18 protein-coding genes are annotated in these 21,845 nt (G+C 55.2%); 3 read left to right on the forward strand and 15 right to left on the reverse strand.

Annotated features, from left to right (window positions below; genetic code table 11):
- Positions 1–1,170: a patatin-like phospholipase family protein gene (locus PMI22_RS20640; protein ID WP_007944435.1), complete on the forward strand. Its 1,170-nt coding sequence runs from the start codon at positions 1–3 to the stop codon at positions 1,168–1,170.
- Positions 1,171–1,312: 142 nt separating this feature from the next.
- Here the strand turns inward: PMI22_RS20640 and PMI22_RS20635 are convergent, their stop codons facing one another.
- The 8 genes from PMI22_RS20635 to puuE all read right to left on the reverse strand — a co-directional run bounded on the left by PMI22_RS20635 (position 1,313) and on the right by puuE (position 9,380).
- Positions 1,313–2,098: an outer membrane protein OmpK gene (locus tag PMI22_RS20635; protein ID WP_007944436.1), complete on the reverse strand. Its 786-nt coding sequence runs from the start codon at positions 2,096–2,098 to the stop codon at positions 1,313–1,315.
- A gap of 376 nt (positions 2,099–2,474) precedes the next feature.
- On the reverse strand, positions 2,475–3,260 hold the full coding sequence (locus tag PMI22_RS20630) for an outer membrane protein OmpK (protein ID WP_007944437.1): 786 nt from the start codon (positions 3,258–3,260) through the stop codon (positions 2,475–2,477).
- 94 nt (positions 3,261–3,354) lie between these two features.
- The gene (locus tag PMI22_RS20625) at positions 3,355–4,707 is read right to left on the reverse strand and encodes a nucleobase:cation symporter-2 family protein (RefSeq protein WP_007944438.1); all 1,353 of its coding nucleotides are present in this window, start codon (positions 4,705–4,707) and stop codon (positions 3,355–3,357) included.
- Between the two features lie 166 nt (positions 4,708–4,873).
- Positions 4,874–6,175: a urate hydroxylase PuuD gene (locus PMI22_RS20620; RefSeq protein ID WP_007944439.1), complete on the reverse strand. Its 1,302-nt coding sequence runs from the start codon at positions 6,173–6,175 to the stop codon at positions 4,874–4,876.
- Between the two features lie 50 nt (positions 6,176–6,225).
- Positions 6,226–6,729, reverse strand: a complete 504-nt coding sequence (locus PMI22_RS20615; protein WP_007944440.1) for an ureidoglycolate lyase — start codon at positions 6,727–6,729, stop codon at positions 6,226–6,228.
- 117 nt (positions 6,730–6,846) lie between these two features.
- A complete protein-coding gene (gene alc, locus PMI22_RS20610; protein ID WP_007944441.1) occupies positions 6,847–7,842 on the reverse strand; it encodes an allantoicase in 996 nt (331 codons plus the stop codon).
- Positions 7,843–7,941: 99 nt separating this feature from the next.
- Positions 7,942–8,457 (reverse strand): 2-oxo-4-hydroxy-4-carboxy-5-ureidoimidazoline decarboxylase, encoded by a 516-nt coding sequence (gene uraD, locus PMI22_RS20605; RefSeq protein WP_007944443.1) that lies wholly within the window; start codon positions 8,455–8,457, stop codon positions 7,942–7,944.
- Complete coding sequence (gene puuE, locus PMI22_RS20600) at positions 8,454–9,380, reverse strand: allantoinase PuuE (RefSeq protein WP_007944444.1); 927 nt, start codon at positions 9,378–9,380, stop codon at positions 8,454–8,456. The genes uraD and puuE overlap by 4 nt, the downstream gene beginning before the upstream one ends.
- A 427-nt stretch (positions 9,381–9,807) precedes the next feature.
- Here puuE and uraH point away from each other — a divergent pair, with 427 nt between their 5' ends.
- The gene (gene uraH, locus PMI22_RS20595) at positions 9,808–10,161 is read left to right on the forward strand and encodes a hydroxyisourate hydrolase (protein ID WP_007944445.1); all 354 of its coding nucleotides are present in this window, start codon (positions 9,808–9,810) and stop codon (positions 10,159–10,161) included.
- 150 nt (positions 10,162–10,311) lie between these two features.
- Here uraH and PMI22_RS20590 read toward each other — a convergent pair whose 3' ends face one another.
- Positions 10,312–12,165, reverse strand: a complete 1,854-nt coding sequence (locus PMI22_RS20590; RefSeq protein ID WP_007944446.1) for a hypothetical protein — start codon at positions 12,163–12,165, stop codon at positions 10,312–10,314.
- A gap of 24 nt (positions 12,166–12,189) precedes the next feature.
- Here PMI22_RS20590 and PMI22_RS31320 point away from each other — a divergent pair, with 24 nt between their 5' ends.
- Positions 12,190–12,339 (forward strand): hypothetical protein, encoded by a 150-nt coding sequence (locus tag PMI22_RS31320; RefSeq protein ID WP_157214415.1) that lies wholly within the window; start codon positions 12,190–12,192, stop codon positions 12,337–12,339.
- 64 nt (positions 12,340–12,403) lie between these two features.
- On the opposite strand, the gene PMI22_RS20585 is transcribed toward PMI22_RS31320, so the two are convergent.
- The 6 genes from PMI22_RS20585 to folE all read right to left on the reverse strand — a co-directional run bounded on the left by PMI22_RS20585 (position 12,404) and on the right by folE (position 21,825).
- A complete protein-coding gene (locus tag PMI22_RS20585; RefSeq protein ID WP_007944447.1) occupies positions 12,404–14,263 on the reverse strand; it encodes a hypothetical protein in 1,860 nt (619 codons plus the stop codon).
- Positions 14,264–14,504: 241 nt separating this feature from the next.
- Positions 14,505–18,101: a calcium-binding protein gene (locus PMI22_RS20580; protein WP_007944448.1), complete on the reverse strand. Its 3,597-nt coding sequence runs from the start codon at positions 18,099–18,101 to the stop codon at positions 14,505–14,507.
- A gap of 205 nt (positions 18,102–18,306) precedes the next feature.
- Complete coding sequence (locus PMI22_RS20575; protein ID WP_007944449.1) at positions 18,307–18,936, reverse strand: LysE family translocator; 630 nt, start codon at positions 18,934–18,936, stop codon at positions 18,307–18,309.
- 79 nt (positions 18,937–19,015) lie between these two features.
- Entirely contained in the window at positions 19,016–20,365 is a 1,350-nt protein-coding gene (locus tag PMI22_RS20570) for an NCS2 family permease (RefSeq protein ID WP_007944450.1), read from the reverse strand.
- 438 nt (positions 20,366–20,803) lie between these two features.
- Complete coding sequence (locus PMI22_RS20565; RefSeq protein WP_007944451.1) at positions 20,804–21,175, reverse strand: glutathione S-transferase N-terminal domain-containing protein; 372 nt, start codon at positions 21,173–21,175, stop codon at positions 20,804–20,806.
- A 104-nt stretch (positions 21,176–21,279) separates the two neighbouring features.
- Entirely contained in the window at positions 21,280–21,825 is a 546-nt protein-coding gene (gene folE, locus PMI22_RS20560) for a GTP cyclohydrolase I FolE (RefSeq protein ID WP_003204506.1), read from the reverse strand.
- Positions 21,826–21,845 lie beyond the last annotated feature (20 nt).

Below are 21,845 nucleotides of genomic sequence, written 5' to 3' on the forward strand. Positions count from 1 at the left end.
ATGAGTCCTGCTGAACCGGTTACAGGGTTGATTCTTTCCGGCGGCGGGGCTCGGGCGGCGTATCAAGTGGGTGTATTGGCGGCGATTGCCGAGCTGTTGCCGGTGGGCGCAAGCAACCCGTTTCCGGTGATCGTCGGCACCTCGGCCGGGGCGATCAACGCGGTAAGCCTCGCCAGTGGGGCGATGGATTTTCGCGGCGCGATCGAACGGCTGACCGCATTCTGGCAGGGCTTTCGCAGCCATCTGGTGTTGCGCAGCGACTGGCCCGGCGTGATCAGCCAGGCCAGCCGCTTTGTCAGTCACAGCCTGTTGGGCATCGGCGCGCAGGTACCGGTGGCGTTGCTGAACAGTTCGCCGCTGCGCGGTTTGCTCAACGACAAACTGAACATGGCGGGCATCGACGAAGCCATTGCCCAGAAGCAGTTGCAGGCGGTGGCGGTGACGGCGTTCGGCTACGAGTCCGGTCAGGCTGTCACGTTCTATCAGGGTGGCGGCACCATCGAATCGTGGCTACGCCATCGGCGCATCGGCGTTCCGACTCAATTGAGTGTCGAGCATTTGCTGGCCAGTTCCGCCATTCCGTTGCTGTTCGCCCCGGTGAAAATCGGTGAGGAATACTTCGGTGACGGTGCCGTGCGCCAATCTGCCCCGATCAGCCCGGCCCTGCACCTGGGTGCCAGTCGGGTGCTGGTGGTGGGCGTCAGTGGCAACCCGCGAGGCGTCGACCCGCAACAGCTACAACGAGCCTATACCGGGCAACAGCCAACGCTGGCGCAGATTGGCGGGCACATGCTCAACAGTACCTTCATTGATAGTCTGGAAAGCGACATCGAGTTGTTGCAGCGTCTGAATCAGTTCAGTCACTTGATGCCCAGTGGTACGCCGACCCGTGCGCTGGGCGTGGCACCGGTGGAGGTGCTGGTGATTTCGCCGAGTCAGCCGATCGATGAGATTGCGGCGCGGCATCGTCAGGAATTGCCGGCGGCGCTGCGTCTGTTCCTGCGCGGGCCGGGGGCGACCAAGACCAGTGGGGCGGGGGTGTTGAGTTATCTGTTGTTCGAGGCGGGGTATTGCAGCGAATTGATTGATCTGGGGCGGCGGGATGCGTTGGCCAAGCGTAAGGAACTGTGCCGGTTTCTTGGGTTGGCGGAGCCTGTAATCCCTGCTTGAGATTTGTGGTGCGGCCATTCGCGAGCAGGCTCGCTCCGACAGTAAATTTTTGTCGAATACAACCTTTGCATACGGCGAAAATCCCTGTGGGAGCGAGCCTGCTCGCGAAGGCGTCCTTGCAGACGCCGCGAAACTCAAATCGTCAGAAGTGAACCTTGACCAGGAAGCTGGTCACGCTCTGATCCGTCTTGAAGCCATCGGTGTCTTTGATGCCGTACTTGTCTTTCCAGTAGTCATACTCGACACCGACGTACAGTTGTTTGTCGCCCAGCTTCAGTGCTTTACCCAAGTCGTATTTGACCTGAGGGTTGAAGTGCAGGTTGGCGTGGTATTCGCCTTCGTCGTTCACGTCGTTGTCGACCACCCAGTCCATGAAGCCGTCAATCACTACATCCGAGCTGCCCGCCGGGATGGTGTAGGACCAGACTGGAGAGACCTGCCAGATATCATCACCCGGTCGGCCGCCTTCGGTGTGACGGTTGTAGAAGTTCAGCTGGAAGTAGTCGAAGCCAGGGATAGCCAGATCGAACCCCGGACCGATCAGGTACGACTCGGTGTCGTCCTCGCCAAACTCATAGGTCATGGCCAGCAGGACGTCTTTGATCGGGCCGAATTCCAGCTTCTGATCAAAAATCTTGTTGAACGACAGGCGCGGGCTGATTTCGCCGTAGTGGGTGTTGTCCCCAGCGAAGGCGTCTTCCTTGCCGTTGTAGAAGATCTTGTCGATGAAGAAGAAGTTGTCACCGTATTTCCAGCCATCGGCGTGTTCGAAGGTCACCGTCTGCTGAATGCGCGGGTTGACCTGGAAGTCCTTACCGTACAGGTAGGTCAGACTATTGGTCTGCCATTGCAGCAAGTCGCCGGCCATGGCCTGCCCCCCAGCCAGCATTGATCCCGCCAGCATCAGGCTAGTGCACGTACGTTTCATTCGGTTGCTCCCAAAAAGTAGGTGATTCCACGTTATTTTTTTAAGGTCGGCGCTCTGGTTTGGCGCCTCTATCTGTAGCGGTAAAAAATCATCCAGTCGGTCAGCTTTAATGCTCTTAGCAAGAGCTGAGCCAAGGTTTTCAAAAAACAAATAAACGCCCTCTCGGCTGCTCAAAAACAGTCGATTGAGTGGGGATATGGAGTGCCTTGCTACTGCCCAGCGCCGGAAAAAGCTGGCTTTATGGTCAGAAATTAAATCCGGGCTTTTTTTTAGCGTGGATTCAGGCGGCCGCGGAGAATACTGACTACTCGGCCAGGTCTCAAGTGCCCCGTAACAGCGCACCGACGACAGGTTTGGCGCACGGTTGCGGGTCATCTTAGAAATGCACCTTCACCAGCAGGCTGGTGGTGTTTTCATTGGTGTCGAAGCTGGAGGTGTTCTCGATGCCGTATTTGTCTTTCCAGTAGCTGTATTCGGCGCCGACGTACACCTGTTTCTCCCGCCAGCCCAGGGCTTTGCCCAAGTCATATTTGATCTGCGGGTTGAAGTGCAGGTTGGCGTGATAGGTGCCGTGTGAGTTCTGGTCGTTATCCACCACCCAATCGATGTAGCCGTCGATCAGCAGGTTGGAATTGCCCAATGGCAGGGTGTAGGACCAGGCCGGGGTGACCTGCCAGACATCGTCGCCGGGGCGCGCGCCTTCGGTCTGGCGGTAATAGAAGTTCAAGGTGAAAAAATTGAAGCCCGGTACCGCGAGGTTGAAACCAGGGCCTATCAGGTAGGCCTCGGTGTCGTCTTCGCCATTTTCGTAGGTCATGGCCAGCAGCACGTCCTTGATCGGGCCGAATTCGAAACGGCGATCGAGGATCTTGCCGAAGGACAGGCGCGGACTGAATTCGCCGTAATAAGCGTGAACGCCTTTGTTCCGGTCTTTCTCGCCGTTGTAGTAGGTGCTGTCGACGAACAGGAAGTTGTCGCCGTACTTCCATCCGTCGGCGTGTTCGAAGGTTATCGTCTGCTGAATCGGCGGGTTGACCGCGAAGTCCTTGCCGTACAAATAGCTCAGGCTGTTGGTCTGCCACAGCAGTAAATCGCCGGCCATGGCTTGACTCGCGGCCAACAGGCCAGCACTCAACAGCACGTTGGTTTGTGTCCGAATCATCTGTTGCTCCCTCTTGGTTTTTATTGTGTGAGGCGCAGGCAACCGCTGACCTGTGGGGGCGGGCTGGCTCCCACAGGTCTTATGTCCTTCTGTGTCAGTGGGCGTGGCAGTCGTTGGCTGCGGCGCGTTCTTTGCCGCCAAGGATGTTGAACAGCAGGTTCAACGACAGGGCGCTCAAGGTGGCCATGGCGATACCGCTGTGGGTAATCGGGCTCATCCACACCGGCAGGTGGGCGAAGAACTCCGGCCGCACCACCGGAATCAGGCCCATGCCGATGCTCACCGCCACCAGCAACTGGTTGCGACGGTCACCGATGTCGGCTTCCTGAAGAATCTTGATCCCGGTGGCGGCGACCATGCCGAACATCGCAATCGCCGCACCGCCCAGTACCGCTGGCGGAATCGAGGCCACCAGGAATGCGGCTTTCGGCAGCAGGCTCAATACGATCAATAAGCCACCGGCAACGATGGTGACCGAGCGGCAACGCACCCCTGTCATTTGCACCAGGCCGATGTTTTGCGCAAAGGAAGAGTGGGTGAAGGTGTTGAAGAACCCGGCGAAAAACGAGGCGCCGGCATCACACAGCAAGCCGCGACGCAGCATCCGTGGGCAGACGTCCTGGCCGGTGATTTTGCCCAAGGCGAGGAACATCCCGGTGGACTCGACGAAGATGATCACCACCACCAGGCACATCGAAAGGATCGGCGCGAGTTCAAACTTGGGCATGCCAAAATGCAGCGGAGTGACGAATTGCAACCACGGCGCTTGCGCCATTCCGCTGAGGTCGACCATGCCGATCAGGCCGCAGAGCACGTAGCCCAGGCTCATGCCGATCAGCACTGAAATATTGACCCAGAAGCCACGCATGAAGCGGTGCACCAGCAAAATGGTGCCCAATACCAGCGCAGCAATGGTCAGGTAAATCGGTGAACCGAATTCGGTGGCGCCGGCACCACCGCCGGCCCAGTTCACGGCCACGGGGAACAACGACAAACCGATCGAGGTGATGACCGTGCCGGTCACCAGAGGCGGGAAGAAGCGAACAACTTTGGACATGAACGGGGCGATGAGCATGCCGAAGAACCCGGCGGCGATGGTCGCGCCAAAGATCCCTTGCAGACCGATACCCGGCATGCCGGCCATGGCGACCATGCTGCCGACCGCGGCGAAACTGGCGCCCATCATCACCGGCATACGAATGCCCATCGGGCCGATGCCCAGCGATTGAACGATGGTGGCGATGCCGGCGACCAGCAGGTCCGCGTTAATCAGAAAGGCGATTTCTTCACGACTCAGGCCAGCGGCCTGTCCGATGATCAGCGGGACCGCGATGGCGCCGCCGTACATCAGCAAAACATGTTGCAGACCGACCAGGATCAGTTGCAAAAGGGGCAAACGCTGAATGGCGGGTGCGTCGGGGATGCGCGCTTCGGATAGCTCGGACATGCAACACCTCGGATCTTTTTTATTCTTGTGATGTACAGCTGCCGTGCTGCTGGCAGCTGTTTTCGAATCAGGTGGCCGCAATGTGCGGCCAATCGCAGGCAAGCCAGCTCCCACGCAGGCAATGCAAAACCTGTGGGAGCGAGCCTGCTCACGATGCTTTTACTGCTTAATTGGTCTGAGCTCCCTGAACAATCCAGGCACCAATCAGGTCACGTTCCTGCTGGGTCATCTGCGTGATGTTTCCCAGTGGCATGATCTGGCTGGTAACGGCCTGAGCCTGGATGCGCGGGGCGTTCTGGCGGATCTGCTCGGGGGTGTCGAACATCACACCGCCAGGGGCCGCGCTGAACAGTGGGCTGGTCGGTTTGGCCGAGTGGCAAACCGCGCAACGCTCCTGAATCACGCTGTGCACCTTGTCGAAGCCCGGACCGGCGTTGGACGCTTGAGCCGGTGCGGCTGCGGGCGCTGCCGCCGGCGCTGCTTCAACCGGTTTCAATCCACCGCCTATTGCGGTTTCCGGCAGCGGTTGGTACTCGATCTTCGCAGGAGCCTTGGCCACTTCCGGGCTGGTCATCGGCGCAGGGCCGGTGACGTAAGCCAGGCAGATCATGCCTACCGCTGCCACTGGCAGGGTCCAGGCAAACTTGTGGCTGTCATGACGGGTGTTGAAATAGTGACGCACCAACACCGCCAGTACCGCAATCCCGGCCAGGATCAGCCAGTTGTATTGGCTGCCGTAAGTGCTCGGGAAGTGGTTGCTGATCATGATGAACAGCACCGGCAAGGTGAAGTAGTTGTTGTGACGCGAACGCAGCAGGCCTTTGGCCGGCAGCGCCGGATCGGGCGTGCGGTTCTCGGCGATCGCCGCAACCAGTGCGCGTTGCGCCGGCATGATGATACGGAACACGTTGCCGACCATGATGGTGCCGATGATCGCGCCGACGTGCAGGTACGCACCACGACCGCTGAACACTTTGCTGAAGCCGTAAGCGGCGCCAATGATCAGCACGAACAGGATTCCGCCTAGCAGGGCAGGACGTTTGCCCAGGGCCGAGTCGCACAGGAAGGAGTAGACGAACCAGCCGACGAACAGCGAACCGATACCCAACAGAACGCCTTCAGGGCCCGTCAGGCTGCTGCCCGGTGCCAGCAGGTACAGCGTCGGGTTGGAGTAGAACACCACGCACAGCAGCGCGACACCCGACATCCAGGTGAAATAGGCTTCCCATTTGAACCAGTGCAGGTTGTCCGGCATGGTCGGTGGAGCCAGTTTGTATTTTTCCAGGTGGTAGATACCGCCACCATGGATTGCCCACAAATCGCCCGCCAGCCCGCTTTTCGGGTTGACCCGATTAAGGTTGTTTTCCAGCCAGACGAAATAGAACGACGCGCCGATCCAGGCCACGCCAGTAATCATGTGAACCCAGCGTACGCTCAGGTTCAGCCATTCGAACAGATGTGCTTCCACAGTCTTTACCTCTCGCCTGTCACTCTGTTGTCGAGTGATCAGACCTTCTCTTATTGGTGGGGGGCGAGGACCAAACGCTCATCCTCTTTGAAAAAATGCTCATCGCAGTTGTTGCCTGTGCCACTGCGATCAACCACCAGGAAGTCATCCCGCTTTTCGATCGTCAGCACCGGGTGGTGCCAGACGCCGCGATGGTAATTAATGCCCTGCCTGCCGTTGGTGACGAAGGCGCGGACCAAACCTGATACAGGTTCATCGCCAAGTGGCGCGACCACGATCAGAAAAGGGTTGCCGAGCAGCGGAATAAACGCCTGACTGCCCAACGGGTGACGCTCCAGCATGCTGACGGTCAGCGGCATGTCCTGCGCGTCGGCGCGGAAAATGCTGATGATCGCGTTGTCCTCTGGCGTGGCGGTTTGCACCGTCGCCAGTTTATGGAAGCGCATGGTCGAACCGTTGTTGATCATGAAGTGATCGCTGCCATCGGTTTCGATCACGTCACCGAAAGGGGCGAAGGCTTCTTTGGTCAGCGGTTCAATCGTTAGTGTGCGCATGCTGTTCTTATCCGAATTCTGTGTTGTTGGTTCTATCGTCATCGCTAGCAGGCTAGCTCCCACATTTGGAATGCATTCCCCTGTGGGAGCCAGCCTGCTGGCGATTGGGTTCGGCGCTTATTTAGCGACCTTGCCCAATACGCGCAGGCGGCTCACACCACCATCCGGGAACACGTTCAGGCGGATGTGGGTGATCGGGCCCAGCGCCTTGATCTGCTCGGCGAAGGTGTGTTCGGCGTGCATTTCCAGTTTCTGCGCCGGCAGCAGTTCGCGCCAGAACAGCGATTGGGTTTCGATCTGGCTGTCGGTACCGCCCTTCACGAACGCGCCCTGGATCGAGCACGTGTCCGGGTAGTTGCCCTTGAAGTGCAGGGTGTCGACGATGACTTTCTCGACTTCACCGGCATGGCCCAGCGCGACGATCACCCAGTCATTGCCCGGGGTACGGCGACGTGCGGTTTCCCAGCCGTCGCCCATGTTGATGCCACGGCCCGGGTTGAGGATGTTGCTCATGCGGCCGAAGTGTTCGTCGGAGCAGGCGAGGGCGCGGCCACCGTTGAGGGCTGCGGCCAGGTCGATTTGCTCGTTGTCGCCGACGGCCGACCAGTCACGGTGCGGAACGCCATACACACGCAGACGGGCTACGCCACCATCCGGGTAGATGTTGAAGCGCAGGTGGCTGAACGGCTGGTCGTTGTTGATTTCGTGGAAGTGGTGGCTGTTGCCCTGCAGCTCGACAGCCGACAGCACTTCAACCCACTGGGTGTTTTCAGTCGGTTCGCCTTCAGCCAGGAAACAGGCTTCCAGGGAGGCCGATGGCGGGAAGTTGCCGGTGAAGAATGAAGTGTCGATATCGACGCCTTTGATCGAGCCCGGTACACCAAGGCGGATCACCGCACTGTCGTAGCCTTCGAAGCGCTTGCGGCGCGATTCCCAGCCGTCCATCCACTTGCCGTTGTCATCGAACACGCCTTCTTTCCACACAGCCGGAGTCGGCTGGAACAGGCGGTTGGCATCAGCGAACCAGTCATCGGTGACCGAGATGATTTTGGTGCCCAGGCGGGCGTCGGCCAGGTTGACGAACTTCTCGAAAGGTACGGCGTAAGCTTTCATTCTTCTTGTCTGCCTTTAATAAGTTGGCTTGGGATGCTTGCTGGCCCTGTGCGTTTTCCGCGTTTTTTACGCTCGGAGGCTTTTCACAAGGGCAGTTCGCTATAGGGTCAGTAAACGGAACAGGGCGATCTTGTTGATCTCCGCCAGCGCGCATTTGAATTCGGTGTCGACCGAGTTGTGAATGCGCGTTTCGAACGCCGCGAGGATCTGATGCCGGTTGCTGCCTTTTACCGCCATGATGAAGGGAAACTTGAACTTGGCTTTGTAGGCGTCGTTCAGCTCGGTGAAGCGCTGGAACTCTTCGGCCGTGCATTGGTGAATACCCGCGCCAGTCTGTTCTTCAGTGCTGGCTGCGGTAAGCTGGCCCTGGACGGCGGCTTTGCCGGCCAGGTCCGGGTGAGCGTTGATCAGCGCCAGTTGACTGGCGTGATCGGCGCTCAACAGGATGTCGCTCATGCGCTGGTGCAGGGTTTCGATCTCGTCGATCGACGCGTCCTGGCCCAGATCGAAGGCCTTTTCGGCCACCCATGGCGAATGTTCGTAGATGTCGGCGAAGGCTGCGACAAATGCATCGCGGCTCAAGCTTGAAGGTTTGACGGTTTGAAAGGTGCTCATTTCGCGGCCCCTTGGAATGGATGGGTTTGCTGCCAGTGGCGCGCAATGTCGACACGGCGGCTGAACCACACCTGTTCATGACTTTTAGCGTATTCGATAAAGCGTTTGAGCGAAGCCAGACGCGCCGGGCGGCCAATCAGACGGCAGTGCAGACCGATCGAAAGCATCTTCGGTGCTTCGGCGCCTTCAGCGTAAAGCACGTCGAAGGCGTCCTTGAGGTATTCAAAGAAATCGTCGCCCTTGTTGAAACCCTGGACCTGGGTGAAACGCATGTCGTTGGTGTCCAGGGTGTACGGGATCACAAGGTGCGGCTTGCCGGTCGGGTTGTTCGGTTCCCAGTAGGGCAGGTCGTCGTCGTAGGTGTCGCAGTCGTACAGGAAACCGCCTTCTTCCATCACCAAGCGACGAGTGTTCGGGCCGGTGCGACCGGTGTACCAGCCCAGTGGGCGTTCACCGGTGATTTCGGTGAGGATGCGGATCGCTTCGAGCATGTGCTCGCGTTCCTGCGCTTCGTCCATGTACTGGTAGTCGATCCAGCGATAGCCGTGGCTGCAGATCTCGTGGCCGGCATCGACCATCGCGCGAATTACGTCCGAGTGGCGCTGGGCGGCCATGGCGACGGCGAAGATGGTCAACGGAATATCGAATTCCTTGAACAGTTTCAGAATCCGCCACACGCCGGCACGACTGCCATACTCGTAAAGGGATTCCATGCTCATGTTGCGCTCGCCTTGCAGCGGCTGGGCGGAAACCATTTCGGAGAGGAAGGCTTCGGACTCTTTATCGCCGTGCAGGATATTGCGCTCGCCGCCTTCTTCGTAATTGAGTACGAACGACAAGGCGATGCGGGCATTGCCCGGCCAGTGTGGGTGAGGAGGGTTACTGCCGTAACCTTTCAGGTCGCGTGGGTAGTCAGCGCTCACTGCAGTCTTCCTTCTTATTCGTGTCGACGTGTTCAAGGTTATGTGGCGGCCTTGCGATGAGGTATCAGGCTGGCGTCACTGCGATGGAGTGATTGTATACAACTTTATATTCAATTTGTAAGCCCGTTTTTTTGCATTTTTCTCGAACCGTCATGAATTCATGATACTGCAAGAAACCTGCCTGAGTGGTCAGCTAAAGGATAGAAGGTCCGCTGATCTTATGGCGCGGGCTTAAATTCGATGAAAAATCCCGGCTGGCGGACATCGAGGCAAATAGGTCGTTTTTATTGTGTACAATTTTTCTGGAAAGTGTCTTAATCAATCGCTCGCCGCAGTGATTCGTGCTCCGAATCGGTGCGGTCTCCTTTTAACTGACTTCGGGAGGCGCGAAGCCTGACTGCTGTACGCAGGCAGGCGCGCAGAATCAATGGGACGTTTGACTACACACGTTTTAGACGCTGCACACGGTTGCCCGGGCAGCTCGATCAAGGTCGAGCTATACCGCGTTGAAGGATCGCACCTGGAATTGGTCGCCAGCGCGACAACCAATAGCGATGGCCGTGTCGATGCACCGCTGCTGCAAGGAGATGACTACCGTACCGGGGTCTATCAGGTTCAGTTTCATGCGGGCGACTACTACCGCGCCCGTGGCGTTCAACTGCCGGAACCTGCATTTCTGGATGTGGTGGTGCTGCGTTTCGGCATCTCTGCGGAACAGGATCACTACCATGTGCCGCTGCTGATTTCGCCGTACAGCTATTCCACGTATCGCGGCAGCTGATCCCCCAAGCAGCTGCCGCAACCTGGAAGCGACTGCGCATATAGCTTCTTTGGTCTTTCGCCCGCTCACACTGCGGGCTTTTTTTCGCCAGATGGAAAAGCGTGTGTGGTGCACCCCGTCAGCAGCCTGGCGAGGTGCCGTCGTTTTAAATTAGCGCTCTCTGATAATAAAAATGGAAGGGCTCCTTCCCGACGGGTGTTGAACGCCACCAATCAGCCATACCACATCATTTCGTGCGTCGGCGGCCACCAGTGTTTGATGTATTTCTGTACTCATCTGCTTGATTAAAAGAGGATCATCAAGCTCTGGTATCAACGGCGTTCTGATTTCGATGGCGTCAGTTGCCACTCGTCCCAGTTTCAAGAAATAGACCTTGGGGTGGTTGGGGCGTTTGAAGACCAGCGTGTTGAGATGGGTCACAGCATTGGGAGTCAGGGTGTCGTAACCGCTGTCGTTGAGGATATTAACGAACAGAGTCTTCAGGTTCATCGCCGTCTGGTCGTTTGCATATATTTTCCAGTGGGACGAGGAGGTGAAGTTCAGTTGCTGCAATGTCTTCACCGATTCGGGAGGCAGCAAAGGAACGATGCGTCGGGAGACGTCACTGCTTGCAGTGATGGGCAACATATCCAACGGGTCGCCAATTCCAAACGTACTTAGGGTCGATTTGCCTTCCCAATGGCGGAAAGTCTGCATCATACGAGCTAACCCGCTGCCGTTGATCTCCCCATCATCACTGGACAGTTCGAACAATCGCTTGGCGACGACCCGCGATGTTTGATCCGTAAAGTTCTTGAATGTATTCGCTACATAATGAGCCAATGGTTTTTCAAAGTTGCGGATGGCCCCGTTCACCCTCCTGGGGGCGGGACCACTCCGATAAGTCAGCACTGGTTGCAAATCAGGCGCTTCCTGCAGCATGCGTTCGAATGCTTCAAAGCGCGAGGGTGCAAATTGAGGATGCTGAATGAAGGCGAGCGGGAGTTTATCGGCCAGCGGACCCTGAGGAACGATGGGGTAATAGAGCTGGCCTATCTGAATGGATTCAACTGTATAGGGTTTTGTTGTTTTTCCCCAGGATGCCCAAAGATAAGGGTTCGTCGTTGTTGGGACGTTAACCGGATCGATGATCGCTTCTGTTTCGGCATGTTTGATATCCTCCCCGAGGCGAGGGCGCTTGCTCGGGCCAGGGCCTGAGTCGTCTGTTGCTGAAAGCTGTGCAGGCTGCTGTGGCTTGCGTTGCCAAAGCGTCATTCCTTCGATGCATTCAAGCACAGGGCCCGACGGGACTAGCTCGCTGGTGGTTGTCGCTTGATACTGACCCTTCACATTTCTACGGACCAGTACGGTGCCTTCTTCCACGACATCAACATAAGTTCTCTTCAGCTTGTCGTAACGCAGACCCTTCGCGTCGGCCTTGGTCAGCTTTTCGGCAAGTACCGGTAGAATGACCTGTAGCGTTTGCTTCGCAGATGCATCCGAAGGCTGCATGAATACAGTCTTGCCATTTGCCGATGTATCCAATCCCTGTCGTTCGATACGCCACCGCGGCTCGCCAGGAATTTTTGCCAGGATCGGGCCGGGCAGATCAGGGGTAGAGCGGGAGGGAACCTGGTACTTGCCCTTCGCATTGGGTTCGATTCTTAATAGTCCTTCTTCTCCAGTATCAGCGTAGAGTTTTTGCTCGGCACTCATGAAGAGCCCCGTATCGTCGATTGGAAATAATTGATCGATCTGGTGACGAGGCCAGGAAATAACGTTGGAGGTCACTTCAATTGCGCTGGCCCCGCTTACAGGTATGTCAGTCACGACAATCGTCTGGCGAGAGGCAGTATCCGATAAAACAGTCGAGGCGCCAGTGTCCGGCATTTGATCCAGGTCCAGGGCAGATCTGCCAGACAGGCCGGAATGATCACCCGTGACCGAGCTGGTTTGACGTGTTGATTCTAGATGTGTGGAGGAATCTTCTGTTTTTGAGTTTCTGGTTTTTGGTCGTTTGGCCATGGTCATACTCCAATTGATATATAAGTGCCGCTTGATCAAATCGATATCGCTTTAAACAAGCAAAAATTAATGGCGCGCGAAAATAAAGCCTGTGTTGAGCTTATAAAATCGTATGCCGGTTTAATGGGTGTGTGCTTTGAATCCGGTAAAGCGAATGTATACCCTAAAAACTGATATCAAAACTGAGTACCTGGATGTCACTACCTAGGCATGATGATGTTAGATCGATAGGTGACTGTTAGCGCTCTCTCATAATAAAAGCTGATTGCCATCCAGAAGCAGTTGTTTGAGCGCCACCCGCGAGCCATACGATATTATTTTGCTCGTTAGCGGTCATCAGAGCCTGATAAGCGTTGTTGCCGATATTATTGGCCAGTGTTGGATCGGATAACTCCGGGGGGGTTGCCTTTAGCTCTATATAATCCCCCTCGGCAAGACCCAACTTGAGAAAGTAAATCTTGTCATGGTTTGCACGCCTGAATATCAATGCAGGGTTCCATGGTGTATCTATAAAAGGAAACACTTCATACCCGTTGTTGCTGAGCAGGGTATTCATTAGATGTTTCAGGTTGTAGTAAGATTGCTGCTCCATGTAGCGAGTCCACTCAACTTGATAGCGCTGAAGAGTGAAGTCCAGCCGTTGCAGCGGGTCACGCGGTGTGGGTGGTCGTGTGGAAATGAAGGTCTTCGAAGGTCCGGTGCGTGAAGCAACAGGCAACAAATCCACCGGGTTTTCGAATTCAGGAACAAACAACGGAGATTTGTCCTTCCAGTGACGAAGGGTCACCGCTGTAACTGACAATCCATCCTGGAGGATGATCTCGGAGCGACTCGAATGTTCAAACAGGCGCTTGGCGATGGCTCGCGCGGTATAAACCGAAAAGTCCTGGAATGAATCCATGACGGTCTGTGTTATAGGTCTATCGAATTGTCGAGCGTTGCCTTGTACGTTCCATGGGCTGCTCGTGCTATTGCGGATGGCTGCAACGGGTTGTAATCCTGGGGACTTAGCGAGCATTTTTTCGAAAACTTCGAAGCGCGAGGGAGGGAAATCGGGGTGCTGTAGGTAGGTCACGAGTGGATAGGGAAATTGTCCATGGGGCACAATTTGATAATGAAGCTGGCCTATCTGAACGGATTCAACGGTCTCGGGTTTCGCTATTGTTCCCCATGACGCCCATAGGTACGGATTGAAATCTGATGTGATGGAGATATTGGCAGATTTATCACGGCTTTCGTCAGTTCGATAACGCTTGGCAGGGCCAGGCCCGGAATCTTCAGAAGAGGAGGAATGTTCAGCGATGTTTAGTTTTTCCACAGAGCTGGAACTTGTCGACTTGCGCCTCCAGAATCGTGTCACTCCGATTCTTTCCACTGCCGGACCGGACGGCGTCCATTCCTGGGGAATGGTCGCCTGATAGTCTCCATTGGCGCCCTTGCCAACCAGCACAGTGCCCTCGTTGATCAGATCGACATAGCTTCTGAGGTTGTGCCAGCGTATTCCAAGTTCATTGGCTGCTGGTAGTTTCTTCACCGCAGCCGGATTAATGAAGATGACAGGAGCATCGGTAGCGGGAATGTTAGTGTTCGAGCCGCCGGCTTGGGGAGCAGCCCAGGGCTCTATAAATTGCCACTGTGCCTTGCCTGCGATTTTTTTCAGAACCGGGCCTGGATAGTCCGGCGCAAACGGAAAATGAACCTGATAGTCTCCTTTCGAATTCAGTTCTACTCGGCCGAGCCCCGCGTTTTCAACATCGGCATACATCTTTTGCGCTTTACTCATAAAGAGCCCTGAGTCGCCGATCCGAATAAGTTGATCGATCTGGTCCCGGGGCCAGGAAACCAGGTTGGCAAGACGTGTGATTGTTTCCCCGCCGGGCATCTCGGTGACGACCACTGGCTGATGATGATGAGGAGTATCTCTTGTCGGGTTAGTTGAGATGCGCGAGTCGGGCTCTGGTTCTCCCGTCGGCAGGCGCACGCCAGGCTGGACAGGTTGATCGCCTCTGAGTACGTCCTCCCTTGACGATGTTCTTGGCGGTGTCGACGACGAGTCGGCCGCATGAGTGCTGGTCACTTTCTTGGGGGGTTTAGCCATGTCTATATGTTCCAATAAATTATCAAGTGGATGCCTGATTCAGGAAGTTCACCTGAATGAAGACCAGAGTGTCACTGGCGTAACAGCACGCGTAAAAATGTGTGGCGTCTGATTGTTACAGCGCTTAGTTTCGGGTGATTCAGCGTTTGATGTGCACTATATATTTATAGGGGGCGAGGTTTTTGCTTCAAAAGACTTCACTGCGAGGTCGAGTTGCGAGGCCAAGGAGAATTCATATAAGTTATAAAGCCTTGCAGGCGTCCATCAGTATTCTTAAGTTCGCCGCGCTGACGGGGGGAGATTGGTTGGCGCCGAACTCCATCAACGCATGGCAATGTTCTAGCTGGTGCTGGCACCGGTTGAGTTTTATCAGGTCTGTGTAGTGGATAGTTCGAGATGTATCGGTATCCAACGTCCAGCTCCTTGTCGGCAGGCTGAAAGTAAGAGTGCCCGCGGTGCCGTCTTTTAACGCTATGTTTCGAACGGGAATCTCATTGGTTTCGGATGATTTAAAGTCTTCGGGTATTGATATGCTGAGGTCGGAGTAATCATTGCAATACCGACCATCTAACGAATCCATTTGAACGGTTTCAAAAACAAGGTCGACGTTGTAAATAATGCCAGACGCAGTGATGACACTTATTTCGTCTATGAGGTCTGCGGGGTCTCTATAATCTGGGAGGTGAATCACAGTATGTCCAAGGACCAATTGGTTATTGGCCAAGTGGATCGTAATTTCGCCTAGTTGTGTTGCGTCAAGTTCCCAGCTGGAGGCGAAGGGTAGTCGGTGAACTGCTTCGGCCAGTGCACCGGGGGTCGCAATGCGCAATGAAAGGCCGGGGCTGAGGTGGACAAGGTACTTTGAGCCTTCACCTGTCAGATTTTCGATAGCTGTCTGCTCTGGGGAAGCTTGTATGTGTACACATTTGTCCCTTGAGCCCAGTTCATGCGCTTCATTGTTGAAAGGCTGACGATAAATATGCGTTCCATTCCTGGCTTTTAGAGGCAGCGGAACCTCGCTTGTCCACTTCATGGGCCCGGTTATTTCGAAAGCTTCGTTTTTAAATACAGTGTCGGGCAATGGGGGTTGCGAGAGACGATAGGAAACCCCATCCTTCATTGTCAATACAAAAGGGTGGTTCAAAGAGTTGACGGGGCGAGTAATTCGACTCGTGATTCTGTCGTGTCCGCCGGCATAAGATTTAGCCAGATTTTTGATGATTATTCGCTTGCTGCCGAAGTGAAACGTCAGCCCACACTCCGTAAACATAATGCGGTCGAAATTCTGCTCTTTATTGAGGTCCGCGTAATAATACGCTTCGACACGGCTCAGCTCATCACTGGTGTAATCCAGGTAGAGGGTGGTAAGAATATTGTGACTGGACTGCTTTACGTGCAGTGTTGTTTGCGCATTGAATTGCGAAACACAATAGCTCGTATTTCTGTCGTGGGGGATCGTGCATTCAGGTTGGGTGAGTATGATTGGGTTGTGCGGGGCTCCTTGTCGGGAGATGACTGCCTGAATGTCCGTTGAGTGATCAGCCTCTAGTGTCTCAGGCAATTCAGGGGTTAGATGGGATCCGTCTTTAGTAATGAACGTTAGCTTGTTGTTTTGTAGTTGTAGCAGGTTGCCAGATTTTTTATAAACATCTTTTATATAAACATCTCTCTGTCTGTTGTCATCGAGGTCGAACCCCGATGTAATGACCAGTTGCTGGTTTTCTATTTTCCAGCTTTTTATCAGGTCCATTCTCCAATCCAGGGCAATGATACTTTCATCGATGCCATCCTCGGTAATATAAACACCACCGGATTTGTGGGCGATGGCGTAGTGATCCTTGCCGGCTCCTCCGGAAACCGAGCCGTGATTGTTGAACAAGTAAATCTGGTCATCGCCATTACCCGCCTGAATGCTATCGAAGCCTCGAGACTTGATAACGTTCGGGCCGTCGGTGCCAATGACTTCACTTTCCGCGCCCGCCAGGGTTTCAACGTTCTCAATGCTCTCTAGCAGAGCGTGCCGGTAATTCCAGCGGTTCTGGTTGGCGCTGTCGTAGCTGATGATGGACAGTCGGCCATCATTCAAGTCGATGAGATAGCCAAGTCTTAGGTTGTTACGCTCTGGATAATATCCGTCCAGTATTAACGTGTCGTTGCCCGCGCCGCCCTTCAATGTAGTCGGCAAGGCATCCTTTGAACCATTTTTTAGCAGTTCAGTGGCGCCTTCGAAGATGAACTCATCGTCTTTTTCACCCCCCGTCAGGTTTTTGATTCCAGCGCTGTAATAGAATCGGTTGGGCTTTTTTTCTACGCCACGGACAGTATCTTGTCCACCGCCGATAAACCACAACGCCCCTTTTTTCTCTCCGGGTGTCCCAAACTCCGCACCAGGCATGTCAACTGTAACGCCGGCTCGAGCATCAATCATGTCATTCCCGTCGATAACCTGGGGTTTTGTTTCAGTCTTATAGATATATTGTTGTGCTTCCCAATCGTACTGCCTTACCTGTGTCGGCTTAAGTTCTACCTTGAACTTACCGTTTACGATGACCTCGGTACTGTCCTTTAATTTTCCATTCAGTAGTTTTCTGGCAGTTTTTTGTAATATTTTCGCGTGTTCAACCGACGATTTGGTGATTGCGTGGCGATCTTGAATGCTTTGGTCAGGACTGACTCCCCAGAAGGCGAACCAGCCTGTGCGGAGGCGCTCGTGGGCAGTGAGCTCGATATAATCGTCAATGTCATCCACCACGCGTACTGCCGCATAAATCTGTGAACCCGCGACCAGAAGCAACCCTGCCGCCAGACCTACCGGCCCCGCGAACGAAAAGCCTGCCAAGGCGGCGGCACCCAATATCAATGTCATAGCTGCACTGGTCACGCTCAAGCCCGCAGCGACATAGTGGTCCAGGGCCTCTTTGCCGCTGGCGCCTGCTGCACTGTTAAAGGATTTAACCGCAGAGATGATATCGAAGGGCAAAGTCAATGCACTCGCTATCAGGCCTGCCCCCCGACCCAATCGAACTCCAAAACGGCTTTTGGCAAAATCCTTGTAGGCGTTTTGACCCGCTTCGATCATGTATTTTGCTTGTTTGGTGACAGCCAGTTCGACAGCTAACGATGAAAACTCTCCGGTAATACTGAGGCTGTTAAATACAACCTCACCCTCGTCTTTTCGGCTAATGGCATCTTGCAATCCACGAAGGCCGCTGTAGATTCCAAAGGCCTGAAGCCCGGCTCCCATACTCACCATGCTGCTGCTTTTTATACGATTTACCCATTGAGGGGTGCTGTCAGGAAGGTTCGCGTGGCGTACATCCAGCGTTTGTGCCGATTTCAGCAACTTGTCCAATTTGTGTTGGTAGTGATTTTGTTCGGACAGCGTGACAGGAACATTCTTTAACAGGGGGAGGGCAGTTAATGGGCGCTGGGTTGCAATCTCGAATAACAATGAAGGTAATATATAGTCATCCGCTGTATGAGTAGACTGCATGCGCGCTTCAATAAGGAATGGGTCTAGCTGTAATGAATTGATAAACGATCGTTTAGGGTGGCGAAAGAAAGTATTGTGTCCATTCAATAGTTCTCCATTTGTTGTCGCGCCGAGTGCATCCAGTGCACGTCGCGTTATCATGAACGAACCTATTTTAATGGGGCCCAACAGCTCATCTGCCACTTTTAGCTGAGCTTGGTAGTTTTTTGGGTTTTTAGTTTTGTGTGTGTCATCACTTTCAAAATCGATAGTCGAAGTTGAACGTTCGTTTGTGTTTAACCCGATATCTGTAATCTCGACGGTATTGAAATTATCTGAGTCGGATGGTTGCGGGGGAATAGCCATAGGAGACATCCTTGTCTTGGAATGGTGTGCGAAATTGCAGCGCCATATTAGTAGGCCTTCGCAGTTGCCCGAAAGTAAATATTGGCTTCGCCTATTGCGTTATATTTCATGTTGGTTGTGATGCCGTCCTTGGCGACACAACGTGTTAGGCAGGATTTCAGATGGATTATTAACGACTAAATAATAATGACATGAGTTGATAGTGTTAATGATTGCTCAATAAAGAGGCAACCCCGGCGCCGCTGAACAATCCCGCACTGATCCGATTAAACCAGCTCTGTCCCTTGCCACTGCGCAGATATCCAGCCGCGCCATGCGCACCCAGCCCATAAGCCAATTTGCACAGCAGATCCAACACCGTCCATGTCGCTATCATCACTAGCAACTGTGGCAGGAACGGCTGTTGGGCGCTGAGAAACTGCGGCAGGAAGGCTGCAAAGAACAGAATGTCTTTCGGGTTGCTCGCACCCAGTACAAACGCACGACCGAACAGCGCACGAAAGCGCGGTACTGGCGACGCCTGAGGCACTTCAGCGCCGACTGATGGCTGGCGCGATTGCTGCCAGCTCTGCCAGGCGAGATAGAACAAGTACAACGCACCGACGATTTTCAGCGCACTGAACAGTTGCTCCGATGCCAGCAGCAAGGCGCCCAAACCCAGCGCCGAGGCACTGAGCAAGCAGATCGAAGCGATCACGCCACCGAGAAACGCCGGGTAAGATCGGCGCAAACCGTAATTCAGACTGTTGCTGATCATCAGCAAAGACAGGGGCCCCGGGATCAGGATCACCACCAGCGCAGCGCCGCTGAACAGCAGCCAGGTTTCCAGACTCATCACTTTCCTCCATTTGTGCAAAAGCCCCACCCGGCGGGGTGAGGCTGTTTTGAAACACTGTTTTTGAAACGTAGGCGCCTTACAAGAAAATGAACTTGGCGATGAAGATCGTGCAAAGCACCCACAGGCTGACGGAGATTTCCTTGTACTTACCCGTACCGGCCTTCATCGCCACGTAGGTGATGAAGCCCAGCGCGATGCCGTCGGCGACCGAGAAGGTCAGCGGCATCATGATTGCGGTGACGATTGCCGGAATGCTGTCGGTCGCTTCGTCCCATTCGATGTGCTTCATACCGCCCATCATCAGCATCGCCACATAAATCAGCGCACCGGCCGTTGCATACGCGGGGATCATGCCCGCCAATGGCGCGAAAAACATCGCGGCAATAAATAGCACGCCCACGGTCACGGCGGTAAGCCCGGTCCGACCACCCGCGGCAACGCCTGCGGCACTTTCAACGTAACTGGTGACCGGTGGAACACCCACCACCGCACCAAAGACGCTGGAGGCACTGTCGGCTTTCATGGCGCGGGAGAGGTTTTCGATCCGGCCGTCCGCGCCGACCAGGTTGGCGCGCTGGGCCACGCCCATCAGGGTGCCGGCGGTGTCGAACATATGCACGAAGAGGAAGGCCAGGACCACGCTGATCATGCTGACGTTGAATACGCCAGCAACGTTCATCGCCATCCAGGTCGGGGCCAGGCTCGGCGGGGCCGACATAATGCCCTCGTAGTGCACCAGACCCAGGCCCCAGCCGGCCAGGGTGACGGTGATGATGCTGATGAGGATTGCGCCGAATACTTTGTGGTAGCTGAGGATAGCGATCATCAGGAAGCAAACGGCGGCGAGCAGCGGGCCGGGTTCGCGCAGGGAGCCGAGCTTGATCAGGGTCGCCGGGCTATCGACGACAATGCCCGCGGTTTTCAATCCGATCAGCCCCAAAAACAAACCGACGCCAGCGCCCATGGCAAAGCGCAGGCTCACTGGAATGCTGTTGAGCAGCCATTCGCGGATCCGCGAAAAGGTCAGGAACATGAACAGCACACCGGACACAAATACCGCACCGAGGGCGGTTTCCCAGTTGTAGCCCATGGTGCCAACCACGGTGTAGGTGAAGAAAGCGTTCAAGCCCATGCCCGGCGCCAGGCCGACCGGCCAGTTGGCGTAGAGACCCATCAACAGGCAGCCCAGCGCGGCCGCGATGCAGGTCGCGACAAAGGCGGCGCCGTGATCGATCCCGGCGTCGGCCATGATGTTGGGGTTAACGAAGATGATGTAAGCCATCGTGATGAAGGTTGTCAGACCGGCAATCAGCTCGGTCTTCACCGTGGTGCCATGCAAGCTGAGTTTGAAGATGCGCTCAAGCAAGCCATTGCGTAATGGCGGCGAGAGATCCAGCGTCGATGCTTCGGATTTGCGGCTTTCCACAGCGAGTACTCCTCAAGAGTTTTATTGTTATTTCCCGGACCGGACCCATGAGGGTGGCAGCGGCCCTTTGAGGCAAGGCACTTGCGAATTTATTGACCGTACGGTCAAGAACTCGCGCGAAGTGGATTATGCTTTTGTATACAAAAAAAGCAAATAATGTTTTCTGTTTTGTTGGCTGAATTTTGGGCGATAGGAATATATCGCCTGGACTGACGCCATCGCGAGCAGGCTCGCTCTCACAGGGAAATGCGCTCGCCTTAGGGCGCGAGCCTGAGGGGTAGAGGGCAAAAACAAATAAACCGGCCATTTGGGCCGGTTTATTTTTGACTGAGATTTGTGGTGGCTGTACTGGCCTCCCACAGTTTTTGTGAGCGCCACAAATCCTCTGTGGGAGCCAGCCTGCTGGCGATAGCGTCAGTCAGGGCAGCACAAAAACCATCAGGCCGCCGCGAAACGCTTATCCAGATAATCAATGATCACCTTGGACTCATACATCCAGGTTGTCTGGCCGTTCTCTTCGATGCGCAGGCACGGCACCTTGATCTTGCCACCTTGCTCCAGCAGGGTCTGGCGATCCTGTTCGTTGTTCTTCGCATCGCGCAGGGCCACCGGTACATTCAGGCGACGCAGGCTGCGGCGGGTCTTCACGCAGAACGGGCAGGCGTGGAATTGATACAACGTCAGGTCCTTGGCAGCGGAGTTGACCTTGGCCTGAGCCTCGGCGGGGCGCTGCTTCTTGCCCGGACGAGTCAGGAAGTCGATGAAGATGATGAGTTGGCCAAGGCCGACACGAAGCGCTTTTACGAACACGTTGAAAGCCTCACGGTGCGAATTGAGAAGGGCGCGCAGCTTACCTGATTTTCCGCAGGCGAAAAAAAACCGGCGATGAATGCCGGTTTTCTTCGTACTGCCATTTACTTGATCAGGCTGAGAAACTCGCTGCGGGTGGCCGCGTTTTCGCGGAACTCACCGAGCATCACCGAGGTGATCATCGACGAATTCTGTTTCTCCACACCGCGCATCATCATGCACATGTGCTTGGCCTCGATCACTACCGCAACACCCAGGGCGCCGGTGACCTGCTGGACCGCATCCGCGATCTGGCGGCTGAGGTTTTCCTGGATCTGCAGGCGGCGGGCGTACATGTCGACGATTCGCGCCACTTTCGACAGACCCAGCACTTTGCCGCTCGGGATGTAGGCAACATGCGCCTTGCCGATGAACGGCAGCAGGTGGTGTTCGCACAACGAGTACAACTCGATGTCCTTGACCAGCACCATTTCGCTGTTGTCGGAGCTGAACAAGGCACCATTGGTGACCTCTTCCAGCGTCTGTTCATAACCGCGGCAGAGGTACTGCATGGCTTTGGCGGCACGTTTTGGCGTGTCGAGCAGGCCCTCGCGGGAGACGTCCTCGCCCAGTTGGCCGAGAATCGCGGTGTAATTCTGTTCCAGGGACATGAAACTACCTGTGGGGATTT

It is taken from the genome of Pseudomonas sp. GM21 (assembly GCF_000282215.1).
GTDB lineage: Bacteria > Pseudomonadota > Gammaproteobacteria > Pseudomonadales > Pseudomonadaceae > Aquipseudomonas.

Excerpts from the sequence above, each read along its gene's own strand:
- PMI22_RS20640 (WP_007944435.1), top strand. The coding sequence starts at position 1 with ATGAGTCCTGCTGAACCGGTTACAGGGTTGATTCTTTCCGGCGGCGGG.
- PMI22_RS20635 (WP_007944436.1), bottom strand. The coding sequence starts at position 2,098 with ATGAAACGTACGTGCACTAGCCTGATGCTGGCGGGATCAATGCTGGCT.
- PMI22_RS20630 (WP_007944437.1), bottom strand. The coding sequence starts at position 3,260 with ATGATTCGGACACAAACCAACGTGCTGTTGAGTGCTGGCCTGTTGGCC.
- PMI22_RS20625 (WP_007944438.1), bottom strand. The coding sequence starts at position 4,707 with ATGTCCGAGCTATCCGAAGCGCGCATCCCCGACGCACCCGCCATTCAG.
- PMI22_RS20615 (WP_007944440.1), bottom strand. The coding sequence starts at position 6,729 with ATGCGCACACTAACGATTGAACCGCTGACCAAAGAAGCCTTCGCCCCT.
- alc (WP_007944441.1), bottom strand. The coding sequence starts at position 7,842 with ATGAAAGCTTACGCCGTACCTTTCGAGAAGTTCGTCAACCTGGCCGAC.
- uraD (WP_007944443.1), bottom strand. The coding sequence starts at position 8,457 with ATGAGCACCTTTCAAACCGTCAAACCTTCAAGCTTGAGCCGCGATGCA.
- uraH (WP_007944445.1), top strand. The coding sequence starts at position 9,808 with ATGGGACGTTTGACTACACACGTTTTAGACGCTGCACACGGTTGCCCG.
- PMI22_RS20590 (WP_007944446.1), bottom strand. The coding sequence starts at position 12,165 with ATGGCCAAACGACCAAAAACCAGAAACTCAAAAACAGAAGATTCCTCC.
- PMI22_RS20585 (WP_007944447.1), bottom strand. The coding sequence starts at position 14,263 with ATGGCTAAACCCCCCAAGAAAGTGACCAGCACTCATGCGGCCGACTCG.
- PMI22_RS20580 (WP_007944448.1), bottom strand. The coding sequence starts at position 18,101 with ATGGCTATTCCCCCGCAACCATCCGACTCAGATAATTTCAATACCGTC.
- PMI22_RS20575 (WP_007944449.1), bottom strand. The coding sequence starts at position 18,936 with ATGAGTCTGGAAACCTGGCTGCTGTTCAGCGGCGCTGCGCTGGTGGTG.
- folE (WP_003204506.1), bottom strand. The coding sequence starts at position 21,825 with ATGTCCCTGGAACAGAATTACACCGCGATTCTCGGCCAACTGGGCGAG.